The 22,211-nt window shown below is 59.2% G+C and carries 21 protein-coding genes; 14 read left to right on the forward strand and 7 right to left on the reverse strand.

All coding sequences use genetic code 11. The features are described from left to right. Positions 1–2 precede the first annotated feature (2 nt). From AC19YQ_RS09160 to AC19YQ_RS09175, 4 genes are read right to left on the reverse strand one after another with little or no spacing between them, the layout of a single operon-like run. Positions 3–1,037 carry a LacI family DNA-binding transcriptional regulator gene (locus AC19YQ_RS09160; protein ID WP_326397696.1) on the reverse strand — a complete coding sequence of 345 codons (1,035 nt, stop codon included), beginning with the start codon at positions 1,035–1,037 and terminating at the stop codon, positions 3–5. A gap of 3 nt (positions 1,038–1,040) precedes the next feature. Beyond that, positions 1,041–2,018: an ABC transporter permease gene (locus tag AC19YQ_RS09165; protein ID WP_133076146.1), complete on the reverse strand. Its 978-nt coding sequence runs from the start codon at positions 2,016–2,018 to the stop codon at positions 1,041–1,043. Continuing rightward, a complete protein-coding gene (locus AC19YQ_RS09170; protein ID WP_500594966.1) occupies positions 2,015–3,571 on the reverse strand; it encodes a sugar ABC transporter ATP-binding protein in 1,557 nt (518 codons plus the stop codon). Before AC19YQ_RS09170 ends, AC19YQ_RS09165 begins: the two co-directional genes overlap by 4 nt. A 55-nt stretch (positions 3,572–3,626) precedes the next feature. Continuing rightward, positions 3,627–4,580, reverse strand: a complete 954-nt coding sequence (locus AC19YQ_RS09175) for a sugar ABC transporter substrate-binding protein (RefSeq protein WP_500594967.1) — start codon at positions 4,578–4,580, stop codon at positions 3,627–3,629. Between the two features lie 440 nt (positions 4,581–5,020). On the opposite strand from AC19YQ_RS09175, the gene AC19YQ_RS09180 reads away from it, so the two are divergent. From AC19YQ_RS09180 to lpxO, 8 genes are all read left to right on the forward strand, one after another. Continuing rightward, on the forward strand, positions 5,021–6,103 hold the full coding sequence (locus AC19YQ_RS09180; protein ID WP_133076143.1) for an asparaginase: 1,083 nt from the start codon (positions 5,021–5,023) through the stop codon (positions 6,101–6,103). A gap of 174 nt (positions 6,104–6,277) precedes the next feature. Further along, entirely contained in the window at positions 6,278–6,529 is a 252-nt protein-coding gene (locus AC19YQ_RS09185; protein WP_133076142.1) for a DUF1654 domain-containing protein, read from the forward strand. 4 nt (positions 6,530–6,533) lie between these two features. Then, complete coding sequence (locus tag AC19YQ_RS09190; RefSeq protein WP_133076141.1) at positions 6,534–7,223, forward strand: endonuclease; 690 nt, start codon at positions 6,534–6,536, stop codon at positions 7,221–7,223. A 158-nt stretch (positions 7,224–7,381) separates the two neighbouring features. Beyond that, entirely contained in the window at positions 7,382–8,095 is a 714-nt protein-coding gene (locus AC19YQ_RS09195) for a GntR family transcriptional regulator (protein ID WP_133076139.1), read from the forward strand. Beyond that, positions 8,092–9,096, forward strand: a complete 1,005-nt coding sequence (locus tag AC19YQ_RS09200; protein ID WP_339475213.1) for an ADP-ribosylglycohydrolase family protein — start codon at positions 8,092–8,094, stop codon at positions 9,094–9,096. The genes AC19YQ_RS09195 and AC19YQ_RS09200 overlap by 4 nt, the downstream gene beginning before the upstream one ends. A 96-nt stretch (positions 9,097–9,192) precedes the next feature. Further along, entirely contained in the window at positions 9,193–10,656 is a 1,464-nt protein-coding gene (locus AC19YQ_RS09205) for a purine-cytosine permease family protein (RefSeq protein ID WP_500594968.1), read from the forward strand. Further along, entirely contained in the window at positions 10,649–11,602 is a 954-nt protein-coding gene (locus tag AC19YQ_RS09210; RefSeq protein WP_500594969.1) for a PfkB family carbohydrate kinase, read from the forward strand. Before AC19YQ_RS09205 ends, AC19YQ_RS09210 begins: the two co-directional genes overlap by 8 nt. Before the next feature lie 168 nt (positions 11,603–11,770). Then, positions 11,771–12,670, forward strand: a complete 900-nt coding sequence (gene lpxO / locus AC19YQ_RS09215; RefSeq protein ID WP_500594970.1) for a lipid A hydroxylase LpxO — start codon at positions 11,771–11,773, stop codon at positions 12,668–12,670. Between the two features lie 380 nt (positions 12,671–13,050). Here the strand turns inward: lpxO and copD are convergent, their stop codons facing one another. Both copD and copC read right to left on the reverse strand, forming a co-directional pair. Continuing rightward, a complete protein-coding gene (copD, locus tag AC19YQ_RS09220; protein ID WP_500595054.1) occupies positions 13,051–13,902 on the reverse strand; it encodes a copper homeostasis membrane protein CopD in 852 nt (283 codons plus the stop codon). Positions 13,903–13,906: 4 nt separating this feature from the next. Then, positions 13,907–14,281, reverse strand: a complete 375-nt coding sequence (gene copC, locus AC19YQ_RS09225) for a copper homeostasis periplasmic binding protein CopC (RefSeq protein ID WP_219261068.1) — start codon at positions 14,279–14,281, stop codon at positions 13,907–13,909. 117 nt (positions 14,282–14,398) lie between these two features. On the opposite strand from copC, the gene AC19YQ_RS09230 reads away from it, so the two are divergent. After that, on the forward strand, positions 14,399–14,944 hold the full coding sequence (locus tag AC19YQ_RS09230) for a histidine phosphatase family protein (RefSeq protein ID WP_500594971.1): 546 nt from the start codon (positions 14,399–14,401) through the stop codon (positions 14,942–14,944). Position 14,945: 1 nt separating this feature from the next. On the opposite strand, the gene bkdR is transcribed toward AC19YQ_RS09230, so the two are convergent. Next, positions 14,946–15,434, reverse strand: coding sequence for a Bkd operon transcriptional regulator BkdR (gene bkdR, locus AC19YQ_RS09235; RefSeq protein WP_500594972.1), 489 nt, complete (start codon positions 15,432–15,434; stop codon positions 14,946–14,948). 206 nt (positions 15,435–15,640) lie between these two features. Here bkdR and AC19YQ_RS09240 point away from each other — a divergent pair, with 206 nt between their 5' ends. The 5 genes from AC19YQ_RS09240 to AC19YQ_RS09260 all read left to right on the forward strand — a co-directional run bounded on the left by AC19YQ_RS09240 (position 15,641) and on the right by AC19YQ_RS09260 (position 22,211). Next, the gene (locus AC19YQ_RS09240; RefSeq protein ID WP_133076128.1) at positions 15,641–16,873 is read left to right on the forward strand and encodes a 3-methyl-2-oxobutanoate dehydrogenase (2-methylpropanoyl-transferring) subunit alpha; all 1,233 of its coding nucleotides are present in this window, start codon (positions 15,641–15,643) and stop codon (positions 16,871–16,873) included. A gap of 4 nt (positions 16,874–16,877) precedes the next feature. After that, positions 16,878–17,933 carry an alpha-ketoacid dehydrogenase subunit beta gene (locus AC19YQ_RS09245; protein ID WP_019826497.1) on the forward strand — a complete coding sequence of 352 codons (1,056 nt, stop codon included), beginning with the start codon at positions 16,878–16,880 and terminating at the stop codon, positions 17,931–17,933. Further along, positions 17,934–19,223, forward strand: a complete 1,290-nt coding sequence (locus AC19YQ_RS09250) for a dihydrolipoamide acetyltransferase family protein (RefSeq protein WP_500594973.1) — start codon at positions 17,934–17,936, stop codon at positions 19,221–19,223. It abuts the gene before it with no gap. Positions 19,224–19,225: 2 nt separating this feature from the next. Beyond that, positions 19,226–20,614, forward strand: a complete 1,389-nt coding sequence (gene lpdA, locus AC19YQ_RS09255; protein ID WP_500594974.1) for a dihydrolipoyl dehydrogenase — start codon at positions 19,226–19,228, stop codon at positions 20,612–20,614. A 214-nt stretch (positions 20,615–20,828) separates the two neighbouring features. After that, a complete protein-coding gene (locus AC19YQ_RS09260; protein ID WP_133076123.1) occupies positions 20,829–22,211 on the forward strand; it encodes a nucleobase:cation symporter-2 family protein in 1,383 nt (460 codons plus the stop codon).

Here is a 22,211-nt window from a genome sequence, read left to right on the forward strand (position 1 = left end):
ACTCATCCATTGATATTTTGGGGATACTTAAAAGGTGCCTCGACATAGGCTCTGGTGGACTCTCGCAACACGATGTCAGGCTTCACGATCCGCTGTTCTACCGCTCGCTCGGGCGATGCAATGCGGCGCAGCAAGAGTTGTGCTGCCATTTCGCCCAATTGCAGAATCGACTGCCCGACCGTCGTCAACGACGGATAGACATAACGACTCATCTGCACATCATCAAAGCCAATGACCGACAACTGTTCCGGCACCCGGATGTTGCGCTCCGCTGCGGCCCGCAATACACCAATCCCCATCATGTCGTTGCAGGCAAAGATAGCCGTGGGCCGATTGTGCTCCAACAGGCCGACAGCGGCCTGATAGCCACCCACACTGCTGAAGTCGCTCTCGACCATCCAGCGCTCGTCCGCAATCACACCCGCCTCTGCCAAGGCCCGCAGATACCCGGCCGTGCGCAGCTGCGCCACACGGGTAATTGCCGGCCCACCAATACAGGCAATGGCGCGGTGCCCCAGGTCGAGCAGGTGACGTGTAGCCAGATACGCCCCAAGCTCGTGATCGATTCGCACCAGATCAGCCTCGACACCCTCAAGGCTGCGGTCGACGATGACCATCGGCGTTCGAACCCCGACCAGCCCGCTTGCCATGCCCAGGTCGCCACCGGCGGAAGCGACCACCAGGCCGTCCACCCGTTTTTCAAGCAGTACACGCAGGTAATTGCGCTGCTTCTCAGGATCGTCGTCGCAGTTGCACAAAATCACGCAGTAATTGTTGCGCTCGCAGTAGTCCTCAATCCCACGCGCCAACTCGGCAAAGTACGGATTCAGGCTATTGGCAACCAACAGACCGATAGTCGCCGTGGTTTTAGCTTTCAACGAGCGCGCTACAGCGCTGGGGACATAGTCGAGGCGCGCGATGGCCTCCTCGACCTTCAAGCGAACCGGCTCGCTCACTGGGCGCGTTTTATTCAGAACATGGGAAACCGTCGTGTACGAAATGCCCGCCATTGCCGCGACATCTTTAATAGTTGCCATCGCTTAGTTCCGTCGCTGTGCACGTTGACTGCGGTAGGTGTCCAATACCACTGCTATCACTATGACAGCACCGGTAATGATACGCTTCGTAGGCTCAGTCGCGCCGATTTGAGCGAGTCCTGCGGCCAATACCGAAATAATCAGCACACCGAAAAAAGTACTGATGACCGAACCACGCCCGCCCATCAGACTCGTACCACCAATCACCACCGCCGCAATAACCTGCAACTCAAGACCCGAGCCGGCATTGGGATCCGCAGCCTCCAGCCGCGAGATCTGGAACAGCGCCGCGACCCCTGCCAGTAATCCCATCACGCTGAAGACCAGGATCTTGTAGGGCTTGGGATTGATACCGGCCAGACGCACGGCTTCTTCGTTGGTCCCGATGCCTATCAGGTAGCGACCAAACACCGTGCGAGTCAGTACCGCTTGAGCAATCACGATAATCAGCAATGCAATGATGAACGAGGGCGAAATCCCGAAGGCAACCGGGTTCGAAAGCCAGGCGAAAGCATCACCTATATAGGCTGTGCGCGAACCTGTCATTTGATAGGCCGCACCCCGGGCCATCTCCAGCACCCCCAGCGACACAATAAAAGAGGGGATTTTCCAGGCCACCGTAATTGAGCCCGTAATCGTACCCGCAAGGGCTGCACACCCCATGCCCAGCAACGCGGCAGGCATCACGCCCCAGCCCCAGCCCAGAATCGCGACACTGACCGCTGACGCGGCCAGGGCCAATACCGACCCAACCGACAAATCGATGCCGCCGATAATCAACACAAACGTCATGCCCACAGACAGCACCATCAAATCCGGAATTTGATTGGCCAGGGTGCTCAACGTGTCATAGGAGAAAAAGTGATCACTGAGGCTGGAGAACAGAATAATCATGGCCAGCAAGGCGCCCGCCAATCCCAGATATGTGCCCGTTCCGTAATAGTTGTGTGCATTTTTTTGCGGCACGAGGGTGGCTTTCATGAGGCTTCCTTTGGCGCGGCTTCTGCGAGCAACGCATCTCGTTTTTGATAACCGGCAAAGGCTGCTGCCAGTAACTGTTCCTGGCTCCAGCTGTCACGCTCGAAGGTATCTATCAGACGCCCCGCAGACAGCACGCCGATGCGATCACAGATCAACATCAATTCTCGAAGGTCGCTCGACACCACGACCAGCGCCTTGCCCTTGCGCGTCAACTCGCCCAACAGTCGGTAAATATCGAACTTGGCGCCGATGTCGATACCGCGAGTGGGTTCATCAAACAGCAGGACCGTACAATCGCGCTCCAGCGAGCGGCCAATCACCACTTTCTGCTGGTTGCCGCCGGAGAGTTGCGACACCACTTGTTCCGGGCCGCTGCTGCGGATCCCCATTGCGTCGATCTGGCGACGGGCCAGCGCGGCTTCCTGCTGACCATTCACCACCCCCGTGCTGGAGATACTGTGCATGTTGCCCAGGCCGATGTTGGCACTGATCGACTGGGTCAATAGCAAGCCCTCGCCCTTGCGGTCCTCCGTAATCAGGGCGATACCCTGCTTCACGGCATCAGCCGGCGAGCGGATACTGACCACCCGCGTCGGCGAGCCCACCGCCACGGTGCCGCTATCGGGCAGATCAGCACCGTAGATCAATCGCAAAAGCTCGGTGCGCCCTGCCCCGATCAGTCCCGAAATACCAAATATTTCGCCCTGTCTTACTTCAAACGAGACATCTTGAACCTTGTTCGAGCGACCGATCCCACTCACTTTGAGGGCCGTATCACCCAATGTGCGCGGCCCCAAATCCAGTTGGTCTCCCAACTCACGGCCCACCATCAGATTGACCAGTTGCTCGCTGCTGTAATCGGCAATGGGTTCGACACAGACCAGACAACCGTCGCGCAGTACGGCAATCCGCTGCGCCACACGCGCCAGCTCTTCAAGTCGATGGGAGATGTACACAATCGCCACGCCGCGGGCCTGAAGCCGTTCGATTTGCACAAACAGCATTTCAACTTCACGGGCCGTGAGCATCGCGGTGGGCTCATCCAGGATCAGGACATGACAGTCCCCGATCAGGTTGCGGGCGATTTCGACCATTTGCTGGTGGCCAATCCCCAGCTCCCCGACCAGGGTGTCGGGATCTATCGCCTCCAGCCCCACCTGGGCCATGGCCTCAATGGCCGACGTGCGTAATTGCTTGCGGCTGATCCACCCCAAGCGGCTGGGCAGATTATCCAGAAACAGATTTTCCGCCACTGTCAGTGTGGGCAGCAGGTTCAGCTCCTGCATCACCATGCGCACGCCCTGTTTCTCGGCGTGGGAGCGACTGCCAGGGGCATAGGCCTGGCCATTGAATTGCATCTGACCGAGAGTCGGAACTTCCAGGCCACCGATAATTTTCGACAGGGTGCTTTTTCCGGCGCCATTTTCACCCGTCAAGGCCAGCACTTCGCCGCGATACAGCGACAGATCGATATCGGCCAGCACCGCCTGCTGCGTGTACGTTTTACCAATCCCGCTGACCGTGAGGACCACGCCGGCATCAGGAGCAGACATATCATTTCTCCCGGCACCCGCCCTACCGGACGGGTGCCTGCGACACCGAGTGGAATTACTTGTTGATGACCAGTTCGACAGGGGTATCGATGACACCGTCCTTCAGGTTTTCAACCGGCTCTTTCTTGACCAGCTTGAGCGCGGTTTCAATGCCAAAAACCGCCTGCTTGGCTGCTGCCTGGTCGGCCGTGGCCAGCACCCGACCATCTTTGAGCATCGGTTTTATCGCATCGATATTGTCATAGCCGACCACTTGAACCTTGCCGACCTTGCCTGCTGCACGGATGGCCGACACCGCGCCCAGTGCCATGCTGTCATTACCCGCGAGGATGGCCTTGAGGTTGGGGTACTCGCTGAGCATGCCTGCCGCGACCTTGTTGCCACCGTCGATTTCCCAGTTACCCGACTGCACCGGCACAATTTTCATACCGGCGGCGGTCATGGCGTCCTTGAAACCTGCCGTGCGCATTTGTGCATTGGTGGTGGTCGATACACCCTCAATGATCCCTACTTCATCGCCCGCCTGGAGTTTTGTCGCCAGGAACTCACCCACCTCACGGGCGCCCTGGCGGTTGTTTGGCCCCACAAACGGCACCTCGATGCCTTTGCTTTTCAACACGTCGGGGTCCAGCTGGTTGTCAATGTTGACCACCACGATCCCGCGGTCCTTGGCTTTCTTGATGGCCGACACCAAAGCCTTGGAGTCCGCCGGTGCAATCACCAGCGCATCAACCTTGGCGATGATCATCTGATTGATGATGTCGATCTGGCCTGCGGTGTCGGTTTCGTTCTTGATCCCGTTGGAGACCAGGTCGAAACTGGCCGCATGGGCTTTTTGATAGTCCTCACCACCCTTTTGCATCGTGACAAAGAACTCGTTTGCCAACGACTTCATCACCAGCCCGACTTTGGGTTTTTCAGGCGTATCCGCATATGCGACAGGGAGGGTAAGGGATGCCGCAGCCAGCATGGCGACAGCGAGGAGGCGTCCAGCAAATGGCAGCTTCATGGAAGTAACTCCGATCTTATGATTATTGTGAGCAACGTCCTGCTCGCGCTACGCCTGACTGCCAAAAGCCGTGTGACTGGCAATAGGTCATGATTCAGAACCTGCCAGGGCTGGTTCAAAAAACGCCGCGCAAACGTTTGCTTGAACCTCACTATGGAAAGCCGGCTGTTATTTGTCAATGTGAAAAAAGGACGACGCCAGACCGACGGTCATTCGAATCTCCGAACGCAAAAACCTTTTTTGTTCGGGAAACCGTACTAATTCAATACAAAAAATTTCACTCTTTTATTTTTGCCTTATAAATCAACGACTTATCGCAGATGCCGAGCGAGCATGTACTGGCATAAATAATGCTCCCCTACACCGCTCACGGCCAATGGATCGCTTGTGCCGTGTTTAGTGTGCGAACACCGGCACACTCACTAATAAGAGAAAAAACAATGAAAAATGCTGTGTTGAAAACCATCGTTCCGGGCGCACTGGCCCTTCTGCTTGCACTGCCAACGATTGCTCAGGCGCAAGAAACCGCCACCAAGCCCAATGTCGTCATTCTTGCTACAGGCGGCACCATTGCCGGTGCAGGCGCAAGCGCTGCAAACAGCGCAACGTACACCGCTGCCAAAGTGGGTATCGACAAACTGATTGCCGGTGTTCCCGAGCTGAGCCAACTGGCAAACGTTCGTGGCGAGCAGGTGATGCAAATTGCATCCGAGAGCATCACCAACGAAAACCTGCTGCAATTGGGCCGCCGTGTAGCCGAGCTGGCTGACAGCGATGATGTCGACGGCATCGTTATCACCCACGGCACCGACACCCTGGAAGAAACCGCTTACTTCCTGAACCTGGTCGAAAAAACCGACAAGCCAATCGTCGTGGTCGGCTCCATGCGTCCGGGCACCGCCATGTCGGCTGACGGCATGCTGAACCTGTACAACGCCGTTGCCGTTGCCGGCAGCAAAGACGCCCGTGGCAAAGGCGTACTGGTCACCATGAACGACGAAATCCAGTCCGGCCGTGATGTCAGCAAATCCATCAACATCAAGACCGAAGCATTCAAGAGCCCTTGGGGCCCACTGGGCATGGTCGTTGAAGGCAAATCCTACTGGTTCCGCTTGCCAGCCAAGCGTCACACCATGGATTCGGAATTCGACATTAAAGACATCAAGAGCCTGCCAAACGTAGGCATCGCCTACTCCTATGGCAACGTCGATGACACCGCCTACAAGGCATTGGCACAATCCGGCGCCAAAGCCATCATCCACGCGGGCACCGGCAACGGTTCAGTATCTTCCCGCGTTGTTCCGGCCTTGCAAGCACTGCGCAAGGATGGCGTACAGATCATTCGCTCTTCCCACGTAAACAACGGCGGGTTCGTACTGCGTAACGCAGAACAGCCTGACGACAAAAACGATTGGGTTGTAGCCCACGACCTGAACCCACAGAAAGCCCGCATCCTGGCGATGGTCGCACTGACCAAAACCCAGGACAGCAAAGAGCTGCAGCGGATGTTCTGGGAGTACTGAGTCGCACGCGTCAGCGCTCGCGGTTTGAACTCGAAAAGGCCGTCTCCCCCCGGGAGGCGGCCTTTTTATTTGGCGCTGAATAACCACCGGATGTACCCGCCCGCGCACCAAACAGTTGCCAAATCTTACACAGTTAAATACTGTATGCGCATACAGCACACCAAGGATCGCATCATGGCTAAAAAAGCGGCGAAAGCGCCTACCCTACCGAGCCCCTACGAAATCTTCGGCGCACGCATACAAAAAATCATCAGTTCGCCCAAAGCCCAAAAAGACAAAATGGCGGTGCTTGAGCGACTCGAAGGCGACAATCCCGAGTTCTGGGAACGCCTGCTGGAAGAAATTTCCGAAAACGACAACGTCACCGTTGCCCATCGCGATGATGGCAGCGTCAATATTTTCTGGACCGTGCTTGAGGAAGACTGAGTCAATGAGGTTTTGTTTACTGGCACTGGTCAGTCTTTTTACCGTTGCAAGCGCACATGCTGCTGCCCCACAAACCTTCAGCGAAGCCAAAAAAGTCGCCTGGAAACTCTACGCACCCCAGTCCACCGAGTTTTACTGCGGTTGCAAATACAACGGCAACCGCATCGACCTGAAAGCCTGCGGCTACGTCCCACGCAAAAATGCCAACCGTGCCGCTCGTATCGAGTGGGAACATATCGTTCCTGCCTGGCAAATCGGTCATCAGCGCCAATGCTGGCAAAGTGGCGGGCGGAAAAACTGCACCCGTAACGACCCGGTATTCAAAGTGGCCGAAGCTGACCTGCACAACCTGGTGCCCAGCATTGGCGAGGTCAACGGGGACAGAAGCAACTTCAGCTTTGGCTGGCTGCCCGAGAAAAAGGGCCAGTATGGTTCGTGCCTGACACAGGTCGATTTCAAATCCAAAAAGGTCATGCCCCGCCCCAACATTCGCGGCATGATCGCTCGTACCTACTTCTACATGAGCAAGCGCTATAACTTGCGCCTTTCAAAGCAGGACCGGCAGCTCTACGAAGCCTGGGACAAGTCCTATCCCGTTCAGTCCTGGGAGCGTCAGCGCAATCAGGCGGTGGCATGCGTGATGGGTCGCGGCAACGAGTTTGTTGGCCCGGTCAACCTCAAGGCCTGTGGCTGAAACCCCTCTGCTCGACTGCAACAGCCTTGAGCCCTGATGTCAGCGCAGGCTCAAGGCGTTTCTCCTGCCATTGAATGTCCACCAACAGCCAATGAATTATGGCTTTTTCAGGGGGGCGCACATTGCCGAACCTGCATTGCTGAGCTATTACTTGCGGGATGATCAAACAGGTTCGATTTACTAAAAAACAACGGGTGGTCGACGAGCTCGTCCATCGTATCGAAAGCGGGCTCCTGGCAGACGGACATCTGCTACCGGGAGAAGACCAATTAGCTCAAGAACTGCGGGTCAGCCACAGCACGTTGCGCGCAGCACTGGCCGAACTGGAAAGGCGAAAATATATCGCTACGCGAACAGAAGGCGGCGCCATCGTCACGTATGACGGTATTACGCTGGACCAAAACAACGGCTGGACCCAGGCGCTGGCCAATACGGGTGCCCGCATCCATACAGAACTGCTTCGACTTGAGGCCATCGAGCGCCCGGATCTGCTCCATCAATTGGGCTTGAGTCAATTTGTCATCCTGGAGCGACGTCGCCGTCGGGACGATGGCACCGCGATTTCGCTGGAGCGCTCCTTCATGCCCGCCACGGGCGGCCTGGAAGGCCTGCCACGAGTAGGGCTGATCGACGACTCGCTCACCATCACCCTGGCGGCCTACGGCTTTGTCGGCGACCGGGGCGATCAATGGATTGGCGCCGAACCTCTCAATGAAGAAGACGCGCTATTGCTTGGACGCCCTGCCGGAACCGTTTTCCTCAAGGCCTTGCGCACCACTTACGACCGCCACGGACGTTTCATGGAACTGGTCGAAAGCTGGCTTGATCCGGTGCACTTTCGCATGTACCACTCGTTTGGAACGCCCACATGACGCCCACTGACCGGGCGCTTGGCGCGTTTTACGGCCTGGCACTGGGTGACGCACTGGGCATGCCGACCCAGTCATTCAGTCGGGGGCAGATTGTGGCCCGGTTCGGGCACATCACGACACTTGAAAACGCCCCGGCCGATCAACCCATTGCGCCGGGCATGGTGGCGGGCTCAATCACCGACGACACCGAGCAAGCCATTCTGGTGGCGCAATTACTGGTGGAAGGCAAAGGCAGCATTGACCCCGACCAGCTTGCCCGGCGCCTGATCAGCTGGGAGTCCGCCATGCAGGCCAAAGGCTCTCAAGACCTGCTCGGCCCCTCCACCAAGCGCGCGATAGAGATGATCCTCGCGGGCCACAGCCCCGAAGAGTCAGGCCGCTACGGCACCACCAACGGCGCCGCCATGCGCATCGCCCCGGTGGGCATCGCCAGCGACATCTCCCATCCGGAACGCTTTATCAAAGCCGTTATTCAGGCGTGCCAGGTCACTCACAACACCAGCCTGGGGATTGCCAGCGCCGCCGCCGTCGCCGCCGTGGTCTCCAGCGGGATCAATGGCAAAAAACTGGAGCACGCCCTCAATGCGGGCACCGAAATGGCGTTCATCGCCGAGCATCACGGCCACTGGGTTGCGGGCGGCCGCATGGGCCCGCGCATTCGCTGGGCCAGACACGCAAGTACCGAGTGCAACCCTGACAATATTGGCGACTTGTTGTATGACGTGATCGGCACATCAGTCGCATCCCAGGAATCTGTCGTCGCAGCGTTCGCCCTCGCACAGCGCGTGGCAAACGCCAGCATGAGCAGTTTTGACGCCCTGTGCATGGCCGCCAGCCTTGGCGGCGACACCGACACCATTGCCGCCATTCTCGGCGCCATGCTGGGCGCCTGTGGTGGTCTGGATCATTGGCCAGCAGCGCTGATCGAACAGATCACCGAGGTCAACAGCCTGCAACTGGAACCGTTGATCCACCAACTGCTGGCCCTTCGTAACCCATAAGCAGCCTGCCAAGGGCAGCAAAGCGACTGGCCTTGCAGTCCCGCCCTGGACACACCCTGCTGATAACGAGAACAACCGCATCAGGAGCCACTCTCCATGACACCTCCTAACCCCGGGCACAGTGCCGGGCAACTGGAAACACGCGGCATAGAGCCCGTTCCCGAAAATGAGTGCCACGGCAACCCCCTGCAACTGTTCTGGGTCTGGTTTGCAGCCAATATCAGCATTCTCGGCTTGCCACTGGGTGCGACCCTGGTGGCCTTTCATCAACTGGCCATTTGGCAGGTCGTCATCGTCGCCCTGATCGGTGCTGCCGGCTCGTTTGCCGTGGTCGGCGTGATCTCCATTGCCGGACGACGGGGCCGAGCACCAAGCCTGACGCTGTCGCGAGCGATCTTCGGGGTACGTGGCAATATTGGCCCCACACTGGTTTCACTGATTTCACGTATAGGGTGGGAAACAGTGAACACCACTACCGCCGCATTCGTGCTGCTTGCACTGTCCTCCATCGTATTCGACACCCCTGCGCAAGCCAAAAACGCACCGGGGCTTACCCTGCTGTTTATCGGCATTTTCACGCTGCTGACCCTAAGCGTTTCCGGACTGGGGCATGCAACGCTGCTGCTGATCCAGAAATGGGCAACCTACGTGTTCGGCGCGCTAAACTTGCTGGTTGGCGGTTTTCTGTGCGCCACCATCGACTGGCAAAGCGTATTCAACACCCGCCCTGCCCCCATGAGCGCGGTCATTATCGGGATCGGCATCATGGCGGCTGGCACCGGCATTGGCTGGGCCAACGCCGGGGCTGACATGTCGCGCTACCAGAAGCGCAGCGTCAGCGCCTCGCAACTGGTCGCCTGCGCGGCCTGGGGGGCCGGGATCCCACTGGTGTTGCTGATTACCCTTGGCGGCTTGCTGTCTGTCGGCAACCACGACCTGGCCTCCGCCACCGACCCTATTGCCGCGATCCGCAACATGTTGCCCTCCTGGATGGCCATTCCCTACCTGCTAAGCGCATTTGGTGGCCTGTTACTGTCCAACCATCTGTCAGTGTATTCCGCAGGCCTGACCACCTTGACCCTGGGCGTGAAGATCAAACGGGTTCAGGCGGTCGTCGTCGATATCGTGGCGATTTCTTGTGGCTCGATCTACTTCATGCTGTTTGCTGGCAGCTTTTACGGCCCCTTCATCACCTTTATCTCACTCACCGCCATCCCGATTACTGCCTGGGTGGCCATCTTTGTCATCGACCTTGTTCACCGCCAGTACTACAGCGCCAAGGACCTGCTGGACGTCAGCCCCACCAGCGCCTACTGGTACAACGGCGGCATTGAATGGAGAGCATTGGGAGCATGGGCGCTGGCCCTGGTGCTGGGCTTTTGCTTTACCCGTGTGGGCAGCAATGACGCGGACTGGTTTGTCGGACCACTGGCCGACTCCTGGTTGGGTCATAACGGTTTGGGCTGGGTCGTGACATTCGTCGTGGCAGGTGGCTTGTACGCATTGCTGGGCGGTGCCAAAGACCGTCGCCAACCTGCATCGGATAACGCCCATGTCTAGATTGCTGCATACCGGCCAGGTCATCGTCGACCTGGCAATGGCCCTCGACACTCTGCCCCGTTCCGGTGGCGATACATTGGCCCACAGCGCCCGCTTTCACGCAGGCGGCGGTTTCAACGTGATGGCCGCGGCCCAGCGCAATGGACTACAGACTGTGTACCTGGGGCGTCATGGCCAGGGCCAGTTCGGTGAACTGGCCCGCCAGGCCATGAAGACCGAAGGCATACAGATGGCCTTGCCCATCGACCCGCACAAGGACACCGGACTGTGCGTAGCCCTCACTGAAGCCAGCGCTGAGCGCACATTTATTTCCTGCATCGGTGCCGAAGGCGGGTTATCCGCCCAGGACCTGGATCACGTCACCGTCCAGCCTGACGACTACGTGTACGTCAGCGGTTACAGCCTGCTCCATCCAGACAAGGCCAGGCCGCTATTGAGCTGGATACAGGGCTTGTCCCCCAGCGTACATCTGTCGTTCGACCCCGGTCCCTTACTGGCCGATATCGATCCACACCTGCTCAACCTCCTATTGCCCCGCCTCGACCTCTGGACCAGCAATCGGAGCGAAGCGCAGGCCTTCACCCACAGTTCCTCCCTGGCGGACGCCCTGACCCTCCTGCCTGCACGCCTGCCCAACCAGTGCCTCACGGTTGTGCGCGATGGGCCGCAGGGCTGCTGGATCAACGAGGGCCACGGCCCGCAGCACATGGTCGGATTCAAGGTACAGGCCGTCGACAGCAACGGTGCCGGAGACACCCATGCCGGCGTGATGATTGCCTCATTGGCGGCCGGTTGCAGCTCGGCGCAAGCGGCGACACGGGCCAATGCCGCAGCGGCGCTGGCCGTCACCCGCCACGGCCCCGCCACAGCACCGGCCGCTGACGAGGTGGATGCTTTCCTGAGAAAAATGGAAAAACCTTACCCGCAACACGACCAAAGACTGTAAGCAGATATGTTCAAAAAGATCATGAAAAGCTGGAAAATGCGCAAAGTGCTGCACTAACCTTACGCCTTGGCTCCCATCAAGCGACACCAGCGCCCGATAACTCCTACAGGATGTCGGGCGACTTGCGTGTATGCAGGGCTGCGTTTCACCTGACTTGTGACGATACTTTTGAAACTCATCATTATTGCTGTCTATGTTTTGTCCATCGCCTATGTCCACCTGCGGGGCTCTGTTCGCCACAAGCTGGGACGTCAGCTGAGCGATCACTCCACCTTTCTGGCACCCATCAACTGCTTTCTGTACCTGTTCTCCAAAGTACCGAGCCAGCCGTACCTCAAACCTTCAGACTTCCCCGAATTGCAGCCCCTGCAAGCCCATTGGCAGGAAATCCGCGAGGAAGCGCGAAACCTGATGCAAGCGGGCCAGATCAAACGCTCCGAACAACCGAACGACGTGGGGTTCAATTCGTTCTTCAAAAGTGGCTGGAAGCGGTTTTATCTGAAGTGGTACGGCGACAATCACCCGTCAGCGATCGAACTGTGCCCGCGAACCATTGAGTTGCTCAACGGCATTGGAACCGTCAAGGCCGCCATGTTTGCCGAGTTGCCACCCGGTTCGAAACTGGTACGCCACCGCGACCCTTATGCAGGCTCGCTGCGGTTTCATTTGGGCCTGGACACGCCGAATGATCCGGGCTGCCATATCAATGTCGACGGCCAGAGCTACTTCTGGCGTGACGGTGAAGCCGTGATGTTTGACGAAACCTTTATTCATTACGCCGAAAACACCACCGACAAGAACCGCATCATCCTGTTCTGCGATATAGAGCGCCCGATGAAATATCCCTGGGCCAGCGCCTTCAATCAGTGGTTCAGCCGCACGGTCATGGCCTCTGCCAGCTCACCCAACGGTGCCAGTGATAAAACCGGTGGCCTGAACCGCGCGTTTACCCGGCTGTACAAGATCCGCCTGCGCGGCAAGGAGCTGAAAAAGCGCAACCGCGCACGTTACTACCTGGAGAAATGGCTGGTGTTTGGCGGTTTGCTGGCCATTTTTTTACTGGTCTAGGCTTGTAGCCGCTGACGAGGCACGAAGGCTGCTATAGGGTACGTAGCAGCCCGCAAACTCGAAGGTCCTTCGGCCCTTATCGCAGCCTCGTGCCTCGTCAGCGACTACCGGTTTCATCGTCTGCCCCGCGTTTCTTGTAGGAGTTGACGAGTAGAACGAGGCTACGATCGGGATGGTGCGCCACTGCGATGAAGCGGTCGCAAAACCGCAACACGCGGTGTGCCTGATAAACCGTGAAAGCCGACTTTACGTCTGCTTCGTCGCAGTGGCGCTCCAAGTCGAACGTAGCCGCGCCCGGCTCGTCAGCGGCAAGGTCTGAAGGAAGCTTCAACTGTGGGAAGGCTGAATGGCAACAGAGTACCTACAGGAGTCCACAGCACTTAACCCACCACCAACGGCGGCAAAGTGCCAAGCAACGAAACCGCTGCCACTGCCGCCAGTCCAAACAGCCACTCAAGGGCAACACTGCTGCGCAACATTGCGATGTGCCCCAGGCGGCTCATGACCAGATTGAACAGCGCCAGCAGCAGCATCACCCCCACCAGAGCCACTTTGATCAACAGGATCAGTGCAAACCCTTCAAACAATGGCGTGGGCCAGAGCGCTCCGGTCAACACCCGCGTATTGATCAGCCCGGTCAGAATGATCCCGGCAACCAGCACAAACCCCAGGTTGCTGAAGCGCTGCAAAACCGTGGTCACGGCTTGCCCGGCCGGGCGTCCAAGGATCAGCAGCAACCCCATCAGGCCACCAAGCCAGGTGGCGACACACAGCAGGTGGATCAGTTGATTGAACATCAACAATTGACCGCGCCAGCCATCCAGCATCGCGCCGTGACCAACCGGCGCCAACGTGGCCAGCAGCAACAGGCTCAGCAACCCTGTGAGGTAAAAACGGACGGGGGCATACAAGGTGATCAGCAACAGAACGCAGAACACCAGATGAAAGGCCCAGACCTGCCCGAAAAACGTGCTGCCCAGCACCAGCCACAACGTGGCGGGCTCCAGGGTTTCGGGCCAGCTACCGGCCATCGAATGGGTGGTCAACAGTAGCCAGGCCACGCCACTGCCAAGCCCGACCCATGCCAGGACGCGATTGACCTTGCGCAGCTGTTGATCAATCTCGACTGATGGCCAGGCACCCAACAGCAAGGGCCTGAAAGCACAGGCCCCGAACATCAGCAGCACAGCGCAAAAATGCACAAAACGGCAGATGACCATTTCACTGACAATCAACTCAGTTGCTCACCGTAAAGCTGTAATCGCCGGTGCTTTTGTGAGTGTCGACTGACACTGCATTCCACTTCACCTGATAGGTACCCGCTGGCAGCGGCTGGGCCGGGGTCACGATCAGAACTTTCTTGTTGGCAGGCTCGGTCTTGATGCTGCTCACTGCAACCGGCGCCTGGTCACGGGTCACAACGACCTTGGTGAACGCCTGCTCCACACCCTCGGTAAAAACCAAACGCAGTTCGCTGGCACGGTTGACGGTGCTACCGGCAGCGGGTGTCGACTGTTCCAGATGGGCATGGGCAAACGCCGCGCTGGCACCGGCCATCAGTGTCAGCAATGCAGCGGTATTGAGGACTTTTTTCATGAGAGCAGCAGCCATTGCACAGTACCTTGAGAGTGAAATACGCGGTCATAATACTCGCCTAAACTGATTGAAGGGCGAGCGCACGCAACAACCCGGAACCAGACCCGACGCCTCCCCCGCAAGGATCCCAGCATGCCCACACGCCTGAGTTTTATCTGTCATGCCCGCACTGAAGCCCAGCGTCTGGGCCGCTTCGCACTGGATGAACCGGCAGAACCAAAAGGCTTGCTGCTGGCAGCCGAACTGAGTGCCAGGCTAAAAAAACCGGTACGCATACTCTGTGCGCCTGAAACCCGGGCCTTGCAAACCGCCCAGGCACTGGGCGGCGAAATAGAAATCGTACCCGCCCTGGGCGACTACGATGTCGGCGACTGGCAGGGGCTGCGCCTGTCGGACCTGCAACAAAGCATGCCGCAAGTCCTCACAAACTGGATCAACAACCCGTTTTCAGTGCCCCACGGCGGCGAGTCCGTACAAGACCTTTGCCTGCGCGTCAGCGCCTGGCTCGATGAGTTTCGCGAAGAGGGCCACTTTGCCGTCGTGACTCATCCCTTTGTGATCCGTGCCGCCATTTTGCATGCACTCGCAGCGGACACGTCCTCCTTCAACCTGATTGACGTAGAACCGCTGTCGGTGGTTGACCTGCGCTTCAATGATCGCTGGCGGCTGCGGGTTTGAATCACTCCTCCAGCGTTAGCCCACCCTGTGGCAGCGGCAAGGCGGTTTTGTAGCGCACCTGTTTGAGGGCGAAGCTTGAGCGGATATTGGCCACCCCCGGAACCTTGGTCAAAAAGTCCATCATGAAGCGCTCCAGTGCCTGAATACTGGGCACCAGCACCCGGATCAGATAGTCCGGGTCGCCTGCCATCAAATAGCACTCCATGACTTCATGGCGATCGGAAATCGCCGCTTCAAAATGCTGCAGGGCCTCTTCGACCTGTTTCTCCAGGCTGACATGGATAAACACATTGACGTGCAACCCCAGCATATCGGCGTCGAGCAAGGTCACCTGCTCACGAATCAGGCCGCGCTCTTCCATCGCCTTGACCCGGTTGAAGCACGGCGTCGGCGACAGATTGACCGAGCGCGCAAGGTCCGCATTGGTGATGCGCGCATTCTGCTGAAGGCTGTTGAGAATCCCGATATCCGTTCGATCCAGCTTACGCATGAGATAAAAACACCTGTTTTTTATGTTTATAAAGAATTCTTATCCTTAAATGCTTCAAAGCACAACGAACTACAGAGAAATATTCTTCAGCGTCAGGAATATGATTGTTGTAGGACAAGATCTTGGTCTTATATCAGACAGGTCTTCGACGTTTCACCTAGCTCCCGCGCCTAATAAACACGACAAGATCGAGCGTAGAGAAAGCCATGAATGAATATGCACCGCTGCGCCTGCACGTTCCCGAACCGTCTGGCCGCCCAGGCTGCAAGACCGACTTCAGTTACCTGCGCCTGACCGATGCAGGTCTGGTACGCAAACCCCCCATCGACGTGGAACCTGCCGACACGGCTGATTTGGCCAAGGGCCTGATTCGCGTGCTCGATGATCAGGGCCAAGCCCTCGGCCCGTGGGCCGAAGGCGTTTCAACCGACGTGTTGCGTGCGGGTATGCGCGCCATGCTCAAGACCCGCATTTTCGACACCCGCATGGTGGTCGCCCAGCGCCAGAAGAAAATGTCGTTCTATATGCAGAGCCTTGGCGAAGAGGCCATCGGCAGCGCCCAGGCCCTGGCCTTGAATATCGACGATATGTGCTTCCCGACCTATCGCCAGCAAAGCATTTTGATGGCCCGGGACGTACCTCTGGTCGACCTGATCTGCCAATTGCTGTCCAACGAACGCGATCCGCTCAAGGGTCGGCAATTGCCGATCATGTATTCGGTACGCGACTACGGTTTTTTCAGCATTTCGGGCAACCTCGCGACCCAATTCGTGCAAGCCGTTGGCTGGGGCATGGCCTCGGCGATCAAGGGCGACACCAAAATCGCCTCGGCCTGGATTGGCGACGGCGCCACTGCCGAATCCGACTTCCACACCGCCCTCACCTTCGCCCACGTCTACCGCGCCCCGGTGATCCTCAACGTGGTGAATAACCAGTGGGCCATTTCGACCTTCCAGGCCATTGCCGGCGGCGAGTCCACCACCTTCGCCGGGCGCGGTGTAGGCTGCGGCATTGCTTCGCTGCGGGTTGATGGCAACGACTTTATCGCGGTGTACGCCGCCTCGGCCTGGGCTGCGGAGCGGGCCCGACGCAATCTGGGGCCGACCCTGATCGAGTGGGTCACCTATCGCGCAGGCCCGCACTCCACTTCTGACGATCCATCCAAGTACCGTCCTGCCGATGACTGGAGCCACTTCCCGCTGGGCGATCCGATTATTCGTCTCAAGCAGCACCTGATTGCCACCGGCAACTGGTCGGAAGAAGAGCACGCTGCGGTCAGCGCTGAACTCGAAGCCGAAATCATTGGCGCGCAAAAGGAAGCCGAGCGTTTCGGCACCCTGGCCGGCGGTCAAATACCCAGCGCCGCGACAATGTTTGAGGACGTGTACAAGGAAATGCCCGAGCATTTGCGTCGGCAACGTCAGGAATTGGGGTTATAACCAGATGAACGACAACAATAAAATTCAGATGGAGAACGCCGTGAGTACCAGCACCATGACGATGATCCAGGCCCTGCGCTCGGCCATGGATGTCATGCTTGAGCGCGACGATAACGTGGTGGTCTTCGGCCAGGACGTGGGCTACTTCGGCGGCGTATTCCGCTGCACCGAAGGCCTGCAGGCCAAGTACGGCAGCTCGCGGGTGTTCGACGCCCCCATCTCCGAAAGCGGGATCGTGGGCGCTGCCGTGGGCATGGGGGCTTACGGCCTGCGCCCTGTGGCCGAAATCCAGTTTGCCGACTACTTCTACCCGGCTTCCGACCAGATCGTTTCCGAAGCGGCGCGTCTGCGTTATCGCTCGGCCGGTGAATTTATCGCCCCGATGACCATTCGCATGCCCTGCGGCGGCGGGATCTACGGCGGCCAGACCCACAGCCAGAGCCCGGAGGCCATGTTCACCCAGGTCTGCGGCCTGCGCACCGTGATGCCATCCAACCCCTACGACGCCAAAGGGCTGCTGATTGCCGCCATCGAGAACGATGACCCGGTCATCTTTCTGGAGCCAAAACGCCTGTACAACGGCCCGTTCGACGGCCATCACGACCGTCCTGTCACCCCGTGGTCGAAACACCCGGCCAGCGCCGTACCCGACGGCTATTACACCGTACCGCTGGACTGCGCGGCCATCGTGCGCCCCGGCACCGAAGTCACCATCCTGACCTACGGCACCACCGTCTATGTGGCGCAAGTGGCTGCTGAAGAAACCGGCATCGACGCTGAAGTCATCGACCTGCGCAGCCTGTGGCCCCTGGACCTGGACGCCATTGTCACCTCCGTCAAGAAGACCCGCCGTTGCGTTGTCGTGCACGAAGCCACCCGCACCTGCGGTTTTGGCGCCGAGCTGATCGCACTGGTCCAGGAGCACTGCTTCCACTACCTGGAAGCACCAATCGAACGCGTCACCGGCTGGGATACGCCGTATCCCCATGCTCAGGAGTGGGCCTACTTCCCCGGCCCGGCGCGAGTGGGTGCTGCTTTACAACGGGTTATGGAGGTCTGAATGGGTACGCACGTTATCAAGATGCCGGACATTGGAGAAGGCATTGCTCAAGTTGAACTGGTGGAATGGTTTGTCAAAGTCGGCGACATGGTCAGCGAAGACCAGGTAGTGGCCGATGTCATGACCGACAAGGCCACCGTGGACATTCCCTCCCCCGTGGCCGGCAGAGTGCTGGCCCTGGGTGGCCAGCCCGGCGAAGTCATGGCCGTGGGCAGTGAATTGATCCGCATCGAAGTCGAAGGCGCGGGCAACCTGCGTGAAAGCGCCCAGCCTGCTGCTGCACCTGCACCTGCACCAACACCTGCCGCCGCCCCTAAAACCGCGCCACAAGCCCGGGTCGAAGTTGCCGTGGTTTCGGCGCCCGCGATTAAAACCGCAGCAGTGCTGCGGGTCGCGCCTGTTGCCCGTGAAGCCAATGAACGCCCGCTGGCCTCCCCGGCCGTGCGCAAGCGCGCCTGGGATGCCGGGATCGAGTTGCGCTTTGTCGTGGGCAGCGGCCCTGCTGGCCGTGTGCTGCATGACGACCTGGATGCCTATCTGGCGCAGGACTCCAGCCCCGCCGCCGCACCGGCCAGTGGTTACGCCAAACGCAATGACGAGCAGCAGATTCCGGTCATCGGCCTGCGCCGCAAGATCGCCCAGCGCATGCAGGACGCCAAGCGCCGCGCTGCACACTTCAGCTATGTCGAGGAAGTGGACGTCACCGCGCTCGAAGAACTGCGCGCCCAGCTCAATCAAAAATGGGGTGACAGCCGCGGCAAACTGACCTTGCTGCCATTTTTGGTACGGGCAATGGTTGTCGCCTTGCGTGACTTCCCGCAGATCAACGTGCGTTACGACGACGAAGCCCAGATCATCACCCGCTTTGGCGCGGCGCACATCGGCGTAGCAGCGCAAAGCGATGCAGGCCTGATGGTGCCCGTGGTTCGCCACGCCGAAACCTTGAACCTGTGGGGCGCCGCCGATGAAATCGCACGCCTGGCCAACGCCGTGCGCACCGGCAAAGCCACCCGTGAAGAACTCTCCGGCTCCACCATCACCCTGACCAGCCTTGGCGCGCTGGGCGGCATTGTCAGCACCCCGGTGGTCAACCTGCCCGAGGTGGCGATTATTGGCGTTAACCGCATCGTCGAGCGCCCTGTCGTGGTCAAAGGCCAGATCGTGGTGCGCAAAATGATGAACCTCTCCAGCTCCTTCGACCATCGCGTGGTCGATGGCATGGACGCGGCGCAATTTATCCAGGCCATGCGTGGCTTGCTCGAACAACCTGCCACCCTGTTTCTGGAGTGAACATGCAGCCAACACAACACACCACGCTGCTGATTATCGGTGGCGGCCCTGGCGGCTATGTCGCGGCGATCCGTGCCGGTCAGCTGGGGATCCCGACGGTCCTGATCGAAGGCCAGTCCCTGGGCGGCACCTGCCTTAACGTCGGCTGCATTCCGTCCAAGGCGTTGATTCACGTTGCCGAGCAGTTCCATACCACCCAGCGCTACAGCACCAACAACTCGCCGCTGGGGATCAAGACCCAGGCACCGACCCTGGACATCGGCCAGAGCGTGCAATGGAAAAACGGCATCGTTGATCGCCTCACCACCGGCGTGGGCGCACTGCTTAAAAAGCATGGCGTCAAGGTGATACACGGCTGGGCAAGGATCCTCGACGGCAAGGCCGTTGAAGTCGACGGACAGCGCATCGAATGCGAACACCTGCTGCTGGCTACCGGCTCGCAGACCGTCGACCTGCCGATCCTGCCCATTGGCGGGGTGATTATTTCGTCCACCGAAGCCTTGCAGCCCACCGCCATTCCCAAGCGCCTGACCGTGGTCGGGGCCGGATATATCGGTCTGGAACTGGGTATCGCCTACCGCAAGCTCGGCGCCGAAGTCACCGTGGTCGAGGCTCGTGACCGAATCTTGCCGACGTACGACAAGGATCTCACGCTGCCGGTGGCCGAATCCCTCAAGGCTCTGGGCATTACCCTGTACCTGTCCCACAGTGTCGAAGGTTTCCAGGCCAGCACCAAAACCCTTTCCATGCGCAACGCCATGGGCGAGAGCCAGACCCTGGAAACCGATCAGGTGCTGGTGGCTGTCGGTCGTCGTCCGCGCACTCAGGGCTTCAACCTTGAAACCCTGGCACTGGCCATGAACGGCCCGGCCATTCGCGTCGACAACCGTTGCCACACCAGCATGCGCAACGTGTGGGCGATTGGCGACCTGACCGGCGAACCGATGCTGGCTCATCGGGCAATGGCCCAAGGCGAAATGGTTGCCGAGATCATTGCCGGTAAACAGCGCGAGTTCAGCCCCACGGCCATCGCTGCCGTGTGCTTTACCGATCCGGAAATCGTCGTGGTGGGTAAAACCCCGGCAGAGGCCGAGGCGGCGGGACTGGACTTTATCAGCGCCACCTTTCCGTTCTCAGCCAATGGCCGGGCCATGACCCTGGAATCCAAGACCGGGTTTGTGCGGGTCGTGGCGCGCCGTGACAACCACCTGATCGTCGGCTGGCAAGCTGTGGGTGCGGGGGTTTCGGAGTTGTCGACTGCCTTTGGCCAGTCAATGGAAATGGGCGCCTGCCTGGAAGACATTGCCGGCACCATTCACGCCCACCCGACACTGGGTGAAGCCGTGCAAGAAGCCGCCCTGCGCGCATTGGGGCATGCGTTGCACTTGTAAATCACCCTCACTGTGGGAGCGGGCTTGCTCGCGATGCGGGCAACGCGGTCTGTCAGGAAAGCCGCGTCGATGCCATCGCGGACAAGCCCGGCTCCCACAGGCATGCAAAACATTCACCTCGCCCACAACGGGCATGGTTCATCTCCTGAATCCAGCACTGGGCGTAATGGCCCAAGACCAGTAGAATCGCGCTCTTTTTTCCAGGGCGCTCGCCATGACCTCTCTCAACACCCCGCCTGAAGCCGAGTCCCAGACCAGCGAGCTGGTCTTCGGTCTTGAAGACCGGCCCAAGCCATGGATCGGCTTTCTGGCCGCTCTGCAACATCTGCTGGCGATCATCGTGCCTATCGTCACCCCCGGTCTGCTGATCTGCCAGGCGCTGGGTGTGTCCAGCCGCGATACCAACCTGATTGTCTCCATGTCGCTGGTCATCTCCGGCATCGCAACGTTCGTTCAGTGCAAACGCTTCGGCCCTTTCGGCGCCGGGCTGCTGATCGTGCAAGGCACCAGCTTCAACTTTGTCGGCCCGCTGATTGCGGGCGGCGCACTCATGGTCAAGCAAGGCACCCCAGTTGAAGGTGTTATGGCGGCGATCTTTGGCGTGGTGATTGCCGGCTCGTTTGTCGAAATGGGTATCTCCCGCGTTCTGCCCTTTGTAAAACGCATGATCACCCCGCTGGTCACCGGCATCGTGGTGCTGATGATTGGCCTGACCCTGATTAAAGTCGGCCTGATCAGCATGGGCGGCGGCTTTACCGCGATGGCCAACGGTACGTTCGCCAACGGCGAAAACCTGATGCTGTCAGGCGTGGTGCTGGCAATCATCGTTATCCTCAACCGCATCCCGCTGGTATGGATGCGCAGTTGCGCCATCGTCATCGCGCTGGCCGTGGGCTATGCACTGGCGGGTTATCTGGGCCGCCTGGATTTCACCGGCATGCACGAGGCAGAACTGTTCCAGGTGCCAATGCCGTTGCATTTCGGCCTGGGTTTCTCCTGGTCGCTGTTTATTCCGATGCTGGTGATTTACCTCGTGACCTCCCTGGAAGCCATTGGTGACGTGACCGCCACCAGCAAAGTGTCGCGCCAGCCGGTCGAAGGCCCGATCTGGATGCAACGGATCAAGGGCGGCGTACTGGTCAACGGTGCCAACTCGTTTCTGGCGGGCATTTTCAACACCTTCCCCAGCTCGATTTTCGCCCAGAACAATGGGGTGATTCAGCTCACCGGTATCGCCAGCCGCCATATCGGCGTATGGATCGCCGGCATGCTGATCCTGCTGGGGTTGTTCCCAAGCGTGGCAGGCGCCATTCAGGCCGTGCCCGAGCCGGTATTGGGCGGTGCCGCCATGGTGATGTTCGGTGCCGTAGCGGCCTCGGGGATCAACATTCTGGCCAGCATCCACCTGGACCGTCGCGCCCTGCTGATCATTGCCGTCTCCCTGGCCTTGGGTCTGGGCGTGTCCCAGGTGCCCGAGTTCCTCGCCCACATGCCCGCTGCCCTGCGCAACGTGCTGGAATCCGGCGTGGCCACAGGCGGCATCTGCGCGCTGCTGTTGAACTGGTTCCTGCCGCCAGTCGAGAAAAACCCGGCGTAG

The organism is Pseudomonas sp. MF06569, from assembly GCF_059862735.1.

Bases quoted from the DNA above. Each gene is read 5' to 3' on its own strand.
- AC19YQ_RS09180 (WP_133076143.1), top strand. From the start codon at position 5,021: ATGAAAAATGCTGTGTTGAAAACCATCGTTCCGGGCGCACTGGCCCTT.
- AC19YQ_RS09175 (WP_500594967.1), bottom strand. From the start codon at position 4,580: ATGAAGCTGCCATTTGCTGGACGCCTCCTCGCTGTCGCCATGCTGGCT.
- AC19YQ_RS09250 (WP_500594973.1), top strand. From the start codon at position 17,934: ATGGGTACGCACGTTATCAAGATGCCGGACATTGGAGAAGGCATTGCT.
- AC19YQ_RS09240 (WP_133076128.1), top strand. From the start codon at position 15,641: ATGAATGAATATGCACCGCTGCGCCTGCACGTTCCCGAACCGTCTGGC.
- AC19YQ_RS09200 (WP_339475213.1), top strand. From the start codon at position 8,092: ATGACGCCCACTGACCGGGCGCTTGGCGCGTTTTACGGCCTGGCACTG.
- AC19YQ_RS09210 (WP_500594969.1), top strand. From the start codon at position 10,649: ATGTCTAGATTGCTGCATACCGGCCAGGTCATCGTCGACCTGGCAATG.
- AC19YQ_RS09195 (WP_133076139.1), top strand. From the start codon at position 7,382: ATGATCAAACAGGTTCGATTTACTAAAAAACAACGGGTGGTCGACGAG.
- AC19YQ_RS09245 (WP_019826497.1), top strand. From the start codon at position 16,878: ATGAACGACAACAATAAAATTCAGATGGAGAACGCCGTGAGTACCAGC.
- bkdR (WP_500594972.1), bottom strand. From the start codon at position 15,434: ATGCGTAAGCTGGATCGAACGGATATCGGGATTCTCAACAGCCTTCAG.
- AC19YQ_RS09190 (WP_133076141.1), top strand. From the start codon at position 6,534: ATGAGGTTTTGTTTACTGGCACTGGTCAGTCTTTTTACCGTTGCAAGC.
- AC19YQ_RS09205 (WP_500594968.1), top strand. From the start codon at position 9,193: ATGACACCTCCTAACCCCGGGCACAGTGCCGGGCAACTGGAAACACGC.
- AC19YQ_RS09230 (WP_500594971.1), top strand. From the start codon at position 14,399: ATGCCCACACGCCTGAGTTTTATCTGTCATGCCCGCACTGAAGCCCAG.
- lpdA (WP_500594974.1), top strand. From the start codon at position 19,226: ATGCAGCCAACACAACACACCACGCTGCTGATTATCGGTGGCGGCCCT.
- AC19YQ_RS09160 (WP_326397696.1), bottom strand. From the start codon at position 1,037: ATGGCAACTATTAAAGATGTCGCGGCAATGGCGGGCATTTCGTACACG.
- AC19YQ_RS09165 (WP_133076146.1), bottom strand. From the start codon at position 2,018: ATGAAAGCCACCCTCGTGCCGCAAAAAAATGCACACAACTATTACGGA.
- AC19YQ_RS09170 (WP_500594966.1), bottom strand. From the start codon at position 3,571: ATGTCTGCTCCTGATGCCGGCGTGGTCCTCACGGTCAGCGGGATTGGT.
- copC (WP_219261068.1), bottom strand. From the start codon at position 14,281: ATGGCTGCTGCTCTCATGAAAAAAGTCCTCAATACCGCTGCATTGCTG.
- AC19YQ_RS09185 (WP_133076142.1), top strand. From the start codon at position 6,278: ATGGCTAAAAAAGCGGCGAAAGCGCCTACCCTACCGAGCCCCTACGAA.
- AC19YQ_RS09260 (WP_133076123.1), top strand. From the start codon at position 20,829: ATGACCTCTCTCAACACCCCGCCTGAAGCCGAGTCCCAGACCAGCGAG.